Source organism: Pseudomonas sp. NPDC087342 (assembly GCF_044744265.1).
GTDB lineage: Bacteria > Pseudomonadota > Gammaproteobacteria > Pseudomonadales > Pseudomonadaceae > Aquipseudomonas > Aquipseudomonas nunensis.
Genome location: NZ_JBIUXZ010000020.1, coordinates 1 through 12,653, shown reverse-complemented (window position 1 = coordinate 12,653; position 12,653 = coordinate 1). Strand labels below are relative to the sequence as shown.

The window sequence follows — 12,653 nt, the reverse complement described above, 5'->3', positions numbered from 1 at the left end:
AGGCGTCCTCAGGTACGCCAAAGGCTTCGCGGGCAAGCCTCGCTCCTACAAGGGCGGGGTTATGCGGCGAGTTGGCGGCGCAGTTCAGCCAGCACCGGCGCCGTATCCGGGCGCACTCCGCGCCACAGGAAAAACGCTTCCGCCGCCTGCTCCGCCAGCATCCCCAACCCGTCCATCACCACCGCCGCGCCGTGTTCGCTGGCCCAGCGACAGAACGAAGTCGGTTCCTTGCCGTACATCATGTCGTAGCACAGCGTCCTGCCCGGTTCGATCAAACTTCCGGCAATCGGCGGTACATCGCCTGACAGGCTGGCGGAGGTCGCGTTGATGATCAGGTCCACCGGCTCCTGCAACCAGTCGAACCCACTGGCGGACACTGGCCCCAGATCGGCAAACAGTTGCGCGAGCAACTCGGCTTTTTCCACCGTGCGGTTGGCGATGATCAGCGACGCCGGTTGTTCCGCCAGCAACGGTTCCAAGGCTCCACGCACCGCGCCGCCGGCTCCCAGCAGCAGGATGCGTTTGTCCTTAAGGCCGAAACCGGCGTTGACCGTCAGGTCGCGCACCAGCCCGGCGCCGTCAGTGTTGTCGCCCAACAACGTGCCGTCGGCCAGTTTGCTCAAGGTGTTGACCGCACCGGCCCGCTGCGCGCGCGGCGTCAGGCTGTCGGCCAGGCGATAGGCCTCTTCCTTGAACGGTACCGTGACATTTGCCCCACACCCTTCAACGAAAAATGCCCGGGCAAATTCGGAAAAGTCATCGAGCGGCGCCAGCGAAGTGCTGTAGTCCAATTGTTCACCGGTCTGCTCGGCAAACAGGCGATGAATCAGTGGCGACTTGCTGTGGCCAATCGGGTTACCGAATACGACATAACGATCCATCAGGATTCCTCTCAGCCCTTGGCCAACCAGTCTCGATCTTGCAGGAAGTATTCGGTCAGGCGCGCTTCTTCGCTGCCCGGCTCGGCTTTCCAGTCATAACCCCAGCGCACTTGCGGCGGCAGGGACATCAGGATCGATTCGGTACGACCGCCCGATTGCAGGCCGAACAAGGTGCCACGGTCGTAGACCAGGTTGAACTCGACGTAACGGCCACGGCGGAATTCCTGGAATTCACGCTGTTTGGCGGTGAACGCGTCGTTCTTGCGGCGTTGCACAATCGGCAGGTAGGCGTTGATGAACGCATCGCCAATGGCGCGCATGAAAGCGAAGCTGGTGTCGAAGTCCCACTCGTTCAAGTCATCGAAAAACAGACCGCCGATGCCCCGAGGCTCGTGACGATGCTTGATATGGAAATAGCTGTCGCACCAGGCCTTGTAACGCGGGTAGACGTCCTCGCCGAAAGGCGCACAAGCCTGTTCAGCGACGCGGTGCCAGTGCACACAATCTTCTTCATTGCCGTAGTAAGGGGTCAGGTCGAAGCCGCCGCCGAACCACCAGACCGGTTCTTCACCTTCTTTTTCAGCGATGAAAAAGCGCACGTTGGCGTGGGACGTCGGCACATGCGGATTGTGCGGGTGAATCACCAGCGACACGCCCAGTGCTTCGAAGCCGCGCCCGGCCAGTTCCGGCCGATGAGCGCTGGCGGACGGTGGGAGACCGCTGCCAAACACGTGGGAAAAGTTGACGCCGCCCTTTTCGATCACTGTGCCGTTTTCGATTACCCGGGTGCGACCGCCACCGCCAGCAGGGCGAGTCCAGGCGTCTTCGACGAAGCGCGTGCCGCCGTCCTCGGTTTCCAGGGCGGCGCAAATGCGGTCTTGCAGGTCGAGCAGGTAGGCTTTTACGGCCTCGGTGCGGGTCGTCATGTCATCACCTTGAATCGGGCAAAACTACGCGGCGCTCCATCGGAGCGGGGGCCGGCGCAAATGGGCGCGTAGCATAACATTGCAGCAACGCCCGCCGCAGTTGACGAAGATCAAGCTTAGGAGTTCGATAGGGAGCTTCGTAAAACGACGTTAGGAGAAGGCAGATGGCAAAGCGTATTCAGATCCGCGCCCATGGCGGCCCCGAAGTGCTCGAGTATGTCGATTACCAACCCGCCGAACCCGGCCCGCATCAAGTGCGCGTCACCAACAAGGCCATCGGCCTGAACTTCATCGACACCTATTTCCGCAGCGGCCTCTATCCGCCGCCGGCCTTGCCATCGGGCCTGGGCTCTGAAGGCGCGGGCGTGGTGGACGCGGTGGGCAGCGACGTTACCCGCTTCAAGGTCGGCGATCGCGTGGCCTACGGCAGTGGCCCATTGGGCGCCTACAGCCAGGTTCACGTATTGCCGGAAGCCAATCTGGTGCTGCTGCCGGACGCCATCAGTTTCGAACAAGCTGCCGGTGTGATGCTCAAGGGCCTTACCGTGCAGTACTTGTTGCGTCAGACGTATGAACTCAAGGGTGGCGAAACCATCCTGTTCCACGCGGCGGCCGGCGGTGTCGGTTCCCTGGCGTGCCAGTGGGCCAAGGCGTTGGGCGTGAAGCTGATCGGCACCGTCAGTTCAGCGGAGAAAGCCGCACTGGCCAAGGCCAATGGCGCCTGGGCGACAATTGATTACAGCCACGAAAACGTCGCGCAACGGGTGCTGGAATTGACTGACGGGAAAAAAGTCCCGGTGGTGTACGACGGCGTAGGCAAGGACACCTGGCTGACATCGCTCGATAGCGTGTCGCCTCGAGGCCTGGTGGTGAGTTTCGGCAATGCGTCGGGCGCGGTGGACGGGGTGAACCTGGGGATTCTGGCGGCGAAAGGTTCGCTGTACGTGACCCGTCCGACCCTGGGCACCTACGCCAACAATGCCGAAAACTTGCAGCGCATGGCGAATGAGCTGTTCGAGATGATCATCAGTGGCAAGTTGACGGTGGACATCAGCCAGACGTTTGCATTGGCTGACGCGGCCAAAGCGCAGACTGAATTGTCGGCGCGGCGGACTACCGGTTCGATTGTTTTGTTGCCTTGAGGACGCCTTCGCGGGCAAGCCTCGCTCCTACAGAGCGAGGTTTGCCCGCGAAGAACGATGACGCGGTGTCAGCCCTGGCGCACCACATGCCCGGTCGCCACATCCCGAATCACACTCGGGTTCTTGCGCCCGCCCAGATTGCCGCCGAGCACCAGATCAAGCTGCCCACGGAAATACTGCTCGATGCGCAGCCGCGTCCGCGCCGCCGGCCGGCCCTGTGGGTTGGCGGAGGTGGACACCAATGGCCCGACCAACGCACACAAGTCCCGCACCAACGGATGATCGCTGACCCGCAGCGCCACGGTTTCATGCACGCCGGTAATCCATTGCGGCAACAGATTCTGGTGCGGCACCAACCATGTGTTCGGACCCGGCCAAGTGCTGGCCATGCGATCCATCCACAGTTCAGGGAAGTCTTCGAAGAGGAAGTCGAACTGGCGAATATTGTCCGCCACCAGAATCAGACCCTTACTCACTGAGCGGCCCTTGAGCATCAGCAGCCGATCCACTGCCTCTTCGTCCCACGGGTCACAACCCAGGCCCCAGACGGCTTCGGTTGGGTAGGCAATTACCGCTCCTGCGCGAATTGCTTGTGCGGCTTGTTGCACCCGCCAGCTGTTGACCATGAAAAACTCTCCGGAATAAGGCTCTGCGCAGTTTACCGATCTTCCTTATAAAACCTAGCTCACCCGCGCAAACCAGCGTCCGCTTTCGCACACCGCCCGGCCGTCCACTTCCAGTTCAGTCAATGCCGCCAGTACTTTGGGCAAGGCCCAGCCACTGCTGTTTGCCAGCGCTTCACTGGTGTGAGGCGCCGCGTGCAGCAACATCAGCAAGGGGTGAGTCGCTGGCGGCGCGTTCATGGACAACGGCAACTGCTGCCAGCCGCGCAAGGCTTCGAGGATGTGCTCGATGGTTTCCACCAGCATCGCACCGTCGCGGATCAGTTGATGACAGCCCTTGGCGCCGGGATGATGAATCGAACCAGGAATCGCATAAACCTCGCGACCTTGCTCCGCTGCGAGCCTGGCGGTAATCAACGAACCACTGGCGACACTGGCCTCGACCACCAGCACGCCGAGGGATAAACCGCTGATGATCCGGTTGCGCCGGGGGAAGTTGCTGGCGGTCGGGCCGGCGTCCAGCGGGAACTCCGAAAGCACCGCGCTGCCCGAGGCAATCATGGCGTCCGCCAGCCGCCGGTTGCGCTGTGGATAAAACTTTTCAAGACCCGTGCCAAGCACACCGACCGTTTGGCCGCCCACGTCCAAAGCCGCTTGATGCGCGGCGGCATCAATGCCCAGGGCCAGACCACTGGTAATGACGAATCCGGCGCCCGCCAAACTGCGGGAAAAGGCAGCCGCGGTGTCCATGCCCGGCCTCGATGCCCGGCGACTGCCGACCATCGCCAATTGCGGTTTTTCCAGGATGCCTGGATCGCCGGCGACAAATAACAGTGGCGGTGCGTCGCTGATTTCCGCCAGCAACGCCGGGTACTCCGGCTGGTCCCACATCAGCAAATGCTGACCCGGACGCTCTAGCCAGGCTAATGCGTGGCTCGCGCCGTCGCGGATTTCACTGGAGCGTCGAGCCTCGGCACTGGCTGCCGGCAAACCCAACGAACGCCAGGCACTGGCCGGCGCGCTGATGGCTTTTGACGCCGAGCCAAACGCTTCGAGCAGTTTCTTGAATCGCATCGGTCCCAGTTCGGGCAAGCGGTGCAGACGTAAACGCGCCTCCAGTTCCGCAGGGGAAACCGGGGTAAAAGCAGAGAGCGACATGGATCATCCTTGATCGTTATGAGCCCCGTTCAAACGGGAATAAGCTGTGGATAACTCTGTTGGTAACTTGTGGAGCAGGCTAAGGATTTCGCACCTTATCCAAGACCGCCAGTGAGCGCGATGCGTTGAGAACCAGCCCGTAACTAAGTTTGTCGTAAGTGCGGAAAACCATCAGCAGACCCGCGCGTTCATCGGGGATTTTCAGTGGCTGGCCGGTGACCCTATCACGCACGGTTTCGCCGGTTTTCATCACCACCAGCACGTTGCCTTCGGCTAATCCGTCGCGTTGTCCCTTGTTCAGCGTGACCACGTCCATCGCGCCAATCTGCGTGACCCCGCGTGGCACATCGATGATCAGGCCATTGATGTCGGTTTTCGGCGCGCTGGGCATGAAAGTCGAATTGATCGCTCGCTCTTCGCCGCTGAACAACCGGTCGCCGAGGCGTACTTCCTGGGTGGTGCGTTGCAGTGCCAGAGTGGCGACATCGCCTTCGGTCGCGACAATCTCGCCGCCACCAATGTCGTCGGCGTTGATCCCCAGGAACTCCTTGCTCTGCGGATCGGTGTAGACCTTGCCCTGACGGAAGATGCCGTACACCGGCTGGTTCGGGTCGAAATGCCCACGCGCGAAAATCCGGTCGCCGGTGCCACTGAGCACCCGCTCGGCATCGCCGGCGACGATGTAGGGCGCCTTGTCGAAGTCCTCGACCTTGTCGACGATGCGGTTGCTCAACAGAAAGCTGTTGATCGATTGCAGCGGGATGCTCGGGATCGCATCGGCCACCGGGCTGCTGCGTATCCGTGGCGAGAGCTTGATGGTGCCCCGGGATTCGCCGCGATTGAGGGTCAGGCGCGGCTGGCCGTCGACATAGACCAGCGTCAACGTGTCGCCGGGATAGATGAGATTGGGGTTCTGGATTTGCGGATTGACCTGCCACAGCTCGGGCCATTTCCACGGCTCACGCAGGAATTTGCCGGAGATGTCCCAAAGTGTGTCGCCCCTTACCACTGTGTATTGCTGCGGAAAACCTTCCTTGAGTTGCACTTGCCCGTGCGCCAAACCGGCCGAGGCCAGAAGGAGCAAGGCGAGTAGTGATTTCCTCATGCGGTGAATCCCTTTATTATGTGCGTTCGCGTAAAACGCCAGAGCCCCCGTGGCTCGCTCCTCGCTCTTCTCGAAGAAAGGAGCTACGTTTTACAACGGTAGCCTGCATCTTCGGACCCGCCAGGCCATCGACCCGACTTTACCTCACATGTGCAGCAATTAAGCTTATGGCCATTTTAGACATCCTCGAATTCCCCGACTCGCGCCTGCGCACTATCGCCAAACCTGTGGCCGTAGTGGACGACGAAGTGCGTCAGTTGGTCGATGATATGTTTGAAACAATGTATGAAGCGCCAGGCATCGGCCTCGCCGCGACCCAGGTCAACGTGCACAAACGTATCGTCGTGATGGACCTCTCCGAAGACCGCAGCGAACCGCGGGTGTTCATCAACCCCGAGTTCGAAACCCTGACCGACGAGATGGAGCAATACCAGGAAGGCTGCCTCTCGGTGCCGGGCTTCTACGAAAACGTCGATCGCCCGCAAAAGGTCAAGATCAAGGCCCTGGACCGCGACGGCCAACCTTATGAACTGATCGCCGAAGGCCTGCTCGCCGTGTGCATCCAGCATGAATGCGACCACCTCAACGGCAAGTTGTTCGTCGATTACCTGTCCAATCTCAAACGCGACCGAATCAAGAAGAAACTGGAAAAGCTCCATCGCCAGAACGCTTGATGCCCTCCTTTCAAAGGCTTGCTGCGGCAAGCCTTTTTCTTTTGCGACTGCTTTGTAATAGAGAGTTTCCATGACTGAGCCACTGCGCATCGTTTTTGCCGGCACCCCGGAATTCGCCGCCGAACACCTCAAGGCCCTGCTCGCCAGCCCTTACGAGATCGTCGCGGTCTACACCCAACCGGACCGTCCGGCGGGCCGCGGGCAAAAACTGATGCCGAGCCCGGTCAAGCAGTTGGCTCTGGAAAACAACATCCCGGTCATGCAACCGCCGACCCTGCGCAACGAAGACGCCCAGGCTGAACTGGCCGCATTGAAACCCGACTTGCTGGTGGTGGTCGCCTACGGCCTGATCCTGCCGCAAGTGGTGCTGGATATTCCGCGCCTGGGTTGCATCAACAGCCACGCCTCGTTGCTGCCGCGCTGGCGCGGTGCGGCGCCGATCCAGCGTGCCGTCGAAGCGGGCGACAGCGAAAGCGGCGTGACCGTAATGCGCATGGAACTGGGCCTCGATACCGGGCCGATGCTGTTGAAAGTCACCACGCCGATTACCGGCGAAGACACCGGCGGCAGCCTCCACGACCGTTTGGCGGAAATGGGTCCACCGGCCGTGGTTGAAGCGATTGCCGGCCTCGCTGCCGGCACGCTGGAAGGCGAAGTGCAGGACGACAGCCTCGCCACCTACGCACACAAATTGAACAAAGACGAAGCACGCATCGACTGGAGTAGTCCGGCGGTAGAGCTGGAACGCTTGGTCCGCGCCTTCAACCCATGGCCGATCACCCACAGCACCCTGAACGGCGAAGCGCTGAAAGTATTGGCCGCGAACCTCGCCGAAGGGCAGGGCGCACCAGGAGAAATCCTCAGCGCCAGCAAGGACGGCTTGATCGTCGCCTGCGGTGAACAGGCCCTGTGCCTGACCCGTCTGCAATTGCCCGGCGGCAAGGCGCTGAACTTCAGCGACTTGTTCAACAGCCGTCGTGAGAAATTCGCCGTCGGCAGCGTGCTCGGTCAAGCGGCGGACGCTCAATGAACCCGCGTCTGGCCGCCGCCAAGGCACTTGCCGCTGTCCTGAACGGAAAAGCCTCGCTCAACAGTTCATTGCCCACGCAAATGGACAAGGTTGAAGACCGCGATCGCGGCTTCACCCAGGACCTGGCGTTCGGCACCGCGCGCTGGCAGCCACGTTTGTCGGCGCTGGCGGCGAAGTTGTTGCAGAAGCCGTTCAAAGCCGCCGACGCAGATGTCGAGGCCTTGTTGCTGGTCGGCCTCTATCAACTGCTCTACACCCGCGTGCCGGCCCACGCCGCCATTGGCGAAACCGTTGGTTGCGCCGACAAGCTGAAGAAGCCTTGGGCCAAAGCCTTGCTCAACGCCGTGCTCCGCCGCGCCCAACGGGAAAGCGAAGCGCTGCTGGCGGAGCTGGAGCACGACCCGGTGGTGCGCACTGCCCACCCGCGCTGGCTGCAAAAATCCCTGAAGGCGTTCTGGCCTGAACAGTGGGAAGCCATTTGCGCGGCGAACAACGCGCATCCGCCGATGATTCTGCGGGTCAACCGTCGCCATCAGACCCGCGACGCATATATCGGCTTGCTGAGTGAAGCCGGCATCGCCGCCAGCCCCTGCGTTTACAGCCGCGACGGCATCATCCTCGACGCCGCCGCCGATGTGCGCAGCCTGCCGGGTTTTGCCGAAGGCTGGATCAGCGTGCAGGACGAAGCCGCGCAATTGGCCGCCGACTTGCTGGATCTGGCGCCGGGCCAACGCGTGTTGGACGCCTGCTGTGCACCGGGCGGCAAGACTTGCCACATCCTTGAAGTCGAGCCTGGATTGGCCGGCGTGGTGGCGGTGGACCTCGAAGCCAAGCGTCTGGTGCGGGTGCGGGAAAACCTCGCGCGCCTGGGCCTAAGTGCCGAACTGATCGCCGCCGACGGCCGCGACACCGCGACCTGGTGGGACGGCAAACCGTTCCAGCGCATTCTGCTGGACGCTCCGTGCTCGGCCACTGGCGTGATCCGTCGTCACCCGGACATCAAGTTGACGCGCCAACCCGACGACATCGCCGCGCTCGCGGTGCTGCAGGGCGAGTTGCTCGACGCCATGTGGATAACCCTGGAGGTCGGCGGGATCCTGCTTTACGCCACTTGCTCGACATTGCCGACCGAGAACACCGAAGTCATCGAAGCCTTCCTCGCCCGCACGCCGGGCGCGCGTGAGCTGGACCTCGCCACCACGGCCGGGATCAAACAGCCGCATGGTCGCCAACTGCTGGCCCAGCAGGGCGGTCACGACGGGTTCTACTACGCCAAACTGATCAAGATTGCCGCCGCGCGCGGTTAACCGGATTTCAAGGGAGTGACTGGATGAAAATCATCATCCTCGGCGCGGGGCAGGTGGGCGGTTCGCTGGCGGAACACTTGGCCAGCGAAGCCAACGACATCACCGTGGTCGACACCGATGGCGAACGCCTGCGCGACCTCGGTGATCGGCTGGACATCCGCACCGTACAGGGCCGCGCGTCGTTCCCGACCGTGCTGCGCCAGGCCGGCGCCGACGATGCCGATATGCTGGTCGCGGTGACCAACAGCGATGAAACCAACATGGTCGCCTGCCAGGTCGCCCACACCTTGTTCCACACCCCGACCAAAATCGCCCGGGTCCGCGAAGCCGCGTACCTGACCCGTGGCGGGCTGTTCAATAACGACGCGATCCCTGTGGACGTGCTGATCAGCCCGGAACAAGTGGTCACCAACTACATCAAGCGCCTGATCGAACACCCCGGCGCGTTGCAGGTGATCGACTTCGCCGAAGGCAAAGCCCAACTGGTGGCGGTGAAGGCTTACTACGGCGGGCCGTTGGTGGGTCAGCAACTGCGGCAGTTGCGCGAACACATGCCGAATGTCGAAACCCGCGTAGCGGCGATTTTTCGCCGTGACCGCCCGATCCTGCCCCAGGGCGATACGGTGATCGAGGCCGACGACGAGGTGTTTTTCATCGCCGCCAAGGCGAATATTCGCGCGGTGATGAGCGAAATGCGCCGCCTCGATGAAACCTACAAACGCATCGTCATTGCCGGTGGCGGACAGATCGGTGAACGTCTGGCCGAGGCCATCGAAAGCCGTTATCAGGTGAAGATCATCGAGATGAACCCGGCGCGTTGCCGTTATCTCTCGGACACCCTCGACAGCACCGTGGTGTTGCAGGGCAGCGCGTCGGACCGCGACTTGCTGCTGGAAGAGAACATCGCCGACGCGGATATCTTCCTGGCCCTGACCAACGACGACGAAGCCAACATCATGTCGTCGTTGCTGGCCAAACGGCTGGGCGCGAAGAAGGTGATGACGATCATCAACAACCCGGCTTATGTGGATTTGATCCAGGGCGGCGACATCGACATCGCCATCAGCCCGCAACTGGCGACCATCGGCACCTTGCTGGCCCACGTGCGCCGTGGCGATATCGTCAGCGTGCACTCACTGCGGCGCGGCGCGGCGGAAGCCATCGAAGCGATTGCGCATGGCGATGCGAAGTCGAGCAAGGTGATTGGCAAGGCGATCGAGAACATTGGTTTGCCGCCGGGCACCACGATTGGCGCGATCATTCGTGATGAGCAAGTGATCATCGCCCACGACGACACGGTGATCGCGGCGGGGGATCATGTGATTCTGTTCCTTGTGGATAAGAAGCATATTCGGGATGTGGAGAAGCTGTTTCATGTGGGGTTGAGTTTCTTCTGATTCGAAGGCCTCTTCGCGGGCAAGCCTCGCTCCTACAGGGTTGGGTCGTTTGCAAAATACGTGAACGACGCGATCCTGTAGGAGCGAGGCTTGCCCGCGAAGGCGATCTCAAACTATCCACATAACCCAAAGGTGCCACCCATGATCGAATCCCTGGAAAAAATGCTCGCCAAGGGTGTGGATAACTCACTGCTGCGCTTCGGCCTGGGCAAGGGCTATCTGGATCTTGGGGAAAACGCCAAGGCCGCCGAGCATTTCCAGCGCTGCGTTGAGTTCGATCCAAAGTATTCGGCAGCCTGGAAGCTGTTGGGCAAGGCGCATCTGGCGCAGGCGGACGTTGCTGCCGCACGTCAGGCTTGGGAACAAGGCCTGGAAGCCGCTCGCGCCCATGGCGACAAGCAGGCGGAGAAGGAAATGACGGTGTTTCTGAAGAAGCTTGAGCGTCAGGCCCACTGATCAGAGATAGCGCAGGCCAATCCCTTCGGCATCCACCAGCACCACTTCCATGCGCACTTGCGGCGCGCCTGTGGGTAAGTCTTGCACCTGACCGTAGACCACCGCGCCCTTGGGCAACGTCGACAGGCTCGGGTGTTTCACGTAGACACCCGTCGTCGACAGGTTACGGGTTTGCCCCAGACACTCGCCGAAGCTTTCGTGGCTGATCTTGATGCGAAATGATTTGCGGAGTTCGGACATCTTCTGCGCCCTTGAATGAACGTGTTGTGGATAACTTGACCTTGTAGGAGCGAGGCTTGCCCGCGAAGGCGTCCTCAATAACGCTAAAAGCTTCGCGGGCAAGCCTCGCTCCTACACAGGCAGGTTATCCACAGAGCGTGCCAATTACTTCAGTACCAGCGTTCTTCACCCGGTGGACGCTTCTTGAAGCGCTTCATGCTCCACATGTACTGGCTCGGATAAGCCCCGACATAGCGTTCCACGACTTTGCTCATCGCCGCGCAGGATGTCTCGGTATCCGTGCTGTACATAGCTTCCGGCGCGGCTTCGAGGATCACTTTGTACCCCGAACCGTCCGGCAACCGCAGGGCATGCAGGAACACGCCGACCGCTTTGCCGCCCGCCAACATGTTCGGTACGAATTTGCTGGTCAGCGCCTGGGTGGCGAAGAAAGGCACGAAGATCCCGGCGGATTCGGCCGGTTCCGGGTCGGCGGGAATGCCTACTGCACCACCTTTGCGCACTTCCTTGATCACGCTGAGGATGCCTTCCTTGGTGGACGCCGCCACGCGGTTGCCCAATTGCACCCGTTGTTTGCGCAGCAAATCATCCACCGCCTTCAATTTCGGCGGACGATAGAAAATGATCGGTTTGCACTGGCTGCAATAGAAGTGGTTCAACACTTCCCAGTTGCCGAGGTGGCTGGTGATGCCGACCACGCCTTTGCCGGACGCCAACGCATCCTTCAACACGTCGAGGCCTTCGACTTCGCGCACCAGGTCGATGGAACGCTGGGCCGGCCAGATCCAGGCGCAGGCGCTTTCGGTCAGGGACTTGCCAATATCTTTCAGGCTCTGGCCGACCAGACGCTCGCGTTCGGCGGCATCCATCTCCGGGAAGCACTTGGCGAGGTTGATCCGCACCACGTCGCGGGAACGGTTGGGGGTTTTCCACATGACCCAGCCAATCGCCGAGCCCACCGCTTGCACTGCTCGCCACGGAAGCAAGGCAAACAGCCGCAGAGCGCCTACCAGCAAGGCGCCTTTAAACTTATCCACAGGTCACTCCTGATCTTGTGCTGTGTGCGAGGCGGCCATTCTAACCGCCGTTCGCCAGCGTCGCGTAGCGATCGCAATCCCGGGTGTGGTCCATGACCATGCCCGAGGCCTGCATCAGCGCATAACAAATGGTCGGACCGACGAAGGTGAAACCGGCTTTTTTCAAACCTTTGCTCATCTCCACGGCGACCGGCGTGACCGCCGGCACTTCGCTGCGATCCTTGAAATGATTGATCAGCGGTTTATCGCCGACGAAGGACCAGAGAAATTTCACCGGATCCTCCAGCGCCAGCCAGGCCTGGGCGTTGCGCCGGGCCGCGTTGAGTTTGAGACGATTGCGGATGATCCCGGGATCGAGCATCAATTCATCGATTTCGGCGTCGCTCATTTGCGCCACGCGCTGTACGTCGAAGCCGAACAACACCTCGCGATAACGCTCACGTTTGCGCAACACGGTGATCCATGAGAGGCCGGCCTGGAACCCTTCGAGCAAAAGCAACTCGAACAATCCCTGCGCATCGCGTAGCGGCGTGCCCCACTCCTGATCGTGATAAGCCATGTACAGCGGATCTTCGGAACACCAAAAGCAGCGTGGCATAAGGCTCCAGGGGGCGTGCGCAGCAACTAATCGGGTATACTCCCGCTCTTTAAATCGCAGCCCAAGAAACAGGTGAATT

General features: G+C 61.2%; 14 protein-coding genes. 6 read left to right on the top strand and 8 right to left on the bottom strand.

Translation table 11 applies throughout. From position 1 onward, the window contains the following. Positions 1-59 precede the first annotated feature (59 nt). Together aroE and hemF are read right to left on the bottom strand one after the other, a co-directional pair. On the bottom strand, positions 60-881 hold the full coding sequence (gene aroE, locus ACIOYV_RS25965; protein WP_401328268.1) for a shikimate dehydrogenase: 822 nt from the start codon (positions 879-881) through the stop codon (positions 60-62). Positions 882-892: 11 nt separating this feature from the next. Beyond that, on the bottom strand, positions 893-1,807 hold the full coding sequence (hemF, locus tag ACIOYV_RS25960) for an oxygen-dependent coproporphyrinogen oxidase (RefSeq protein WP_054617165.1): 915 nt from the start codon (positions 1,805-1,807) through the stop codon (positions 893-895). A gap of 164 nt (positions 1,808-1,971) precedes the next feature. On the opposite strand from hemF, the gene ACIOYV_RS25955 reads away from it, so the two are divergent. Further along, a complete protein-coding gene (locus tag ACIOYV_RS25955; protein ID WP_054617164.1) occupies positions 1,972-2,949 on the top strand; it encodes an NADPH:quinone reductase in 978 nt (325 codons plus the stop codon). Positions 2,950-3,017: 68 nt separating this feature from the next. On the opposite strand, the gene ACIOYV_RS25950 is transcribed toward ACIOYV_RS25955, so the two are convergent. The 3 genes from ACIOYV_RS25950 to ACIOYV_RS25940 all read right to left on the bottom strand — a co-directional run bounded on the left by ACIOYV_RS25950 (position 3,018) and on the right by ACIOYV_RS25940 (position 5,835). After that, positions 3,018-3,575, bottom strand: coding sequence for an L-threonylcarbamoyladenylate synthase (locus ACIOYV_RS25950; protein WP_054048078.1), 558 nt, complete (start codon positions 3,573-3,575; stop codon positions 3,018-3,020). Between the two features lie 54 nt (positions 3,576-3,629). Then, on the bottom strand, positions 3,630-4,730 hold the full coding sequence (dprA, locus tag ACIOYV_RS25945) for a DNA-processing protein DprA (RefSeq protein ID WP_401328263.1): 1,101 nt from the start codon (positions 4,728-4,730) through the stop codon (positions 3,630-3,632). A gap of 79 nt (positions 4,731-4,809) precedes the next feature. Then, positions 4,810-5,835 carry a LysM peptidoglycan-binding domain-containing protein gene (locus tag ACIOYV_RS25940; RefSeq protein ID WP_054048081.1) on the bottom strand — a complete coding sequence of 342 codons (1,026 nt, stop codon included), beginning with the start codon at positions 5,833-5,835 and terminating at the stop codon, positions 4,810-4,812. A 167-nt stretch (positions 5,836-6,002) separates the two neighbouring features. Here ACIOYV_RS25940 and def point away from each other — a divergent pair, with 167 nt between their 5' ends. From def to ACIOYV_RS25915, 5 genes are all read left to right on the top strand, one after another. Then, on the top strand, positions 6,003-6,509 hold the full coding sequence (gene def / locus ACIOYV_RS25935) for a peptide deformylase (RefSeq protein WP_046056612.1): 507 nt from the start codon (positions 6,003-6,005) through the stop codon (positions 6,507-6,509). A 70-nt stretch (positions 6,510-6,579) separates the two neighbouring features. Further along, entirely contained in the window at positions 6,580-7,539 is a 960-nt protein-coding gene (fmt, locus tag ACIOYV_RS25930; RefSeq protein WP_401328259.1) for a methionyl-tRNA formyltransferase, read from the top strand. Beyond that, positions 7,536-8,846 carry a 16S rRNA (cytosine(967)-C(5))-methyltransferase RsmB gene (gene rsmB, locus ACIOYV_RS25925; protein ID WP_401328256.1) on the top strand — a complete coding sequence of 437 codons (1,311 nt, stop codon included), beginning with the start codon at positions 7,536-7,538 and terminating at the stop codon, positions 8,844-8,846. The genes fmt and rsmB overlap by 4 nt, the downstream gene beginning before the upstream one ends. A gap of 23 nt (positions 8,847-8,869) precedes the next feature. Beyond that, positions 8,870-10,243 carry a Trk system potassium transporter TrkA gene (trkA, locus tag ACIOYV_RS25920; protein WP_054617161.1) on the top strand — a complete coding sequence of 458 codons (1,374 nt, stop codon included), beginning with the start codon at positions 8,870-8,872 and terminating at the stop codon, positions 10,241-10,243. A gap of 141 nt (positions 10,244-10,384) precedes the next feature. After that, entirely contained in the window at positions 10,385-10,699 is a 315-nt protein-coding gene (locus ACIOYV_RS25915; protein WP_054617160.1) for a tetratricopeptide repeat protein, read from the top strand. Here ACIOYV_RS25915 and ACIOYV_RS25910 read toward each other — a convergent pair whose 3' ends face one another. From ACIOYV_RS25910 to tag, 3 genes are all read right to left on the bottom strand, one after another. Then, a complete protein-coding gene (locus ACIOYV_RS25910) occupies positions 10,700-10,939 on the bottom strand; it encodes a PilZ domain-containing protein (RefSeq protein ID WP_401328252.1) in 240 nt (79 codons plus the stop codon). It abuts the gene before it with no gap. A gap of 149 nt (positions 10,940-11,088) precedes the next feature. Then, positions 11,089-11,976, bottom strand: a complete 888-nt coding sequence (locus tag ACIOYV_RS25905; RefSeq protein ID WP_054048093.1) for a lysophospholipid acyltransferase — start codon at positions 11,974-11,976, stop codon at positions 11,089-11,091. A 40-nt stretch (positions 11,977-12,016) separates the two neighbouring features. Beyond that, on the bottom strand, positions 12,017-12,574 hold the full coding sequence (gene tag / locus ACIOYV_RS25900) for a DNA-3-methyladenine glycosylase I (RefSeq protein WP_054048095.1): 558 nt from the start codon (positions 12,572-12,574) through the stop codon (positions 12,017-12,019). Between the last annotated feature and the right edge of the window lie 79 nt (positions 12,575-12,653).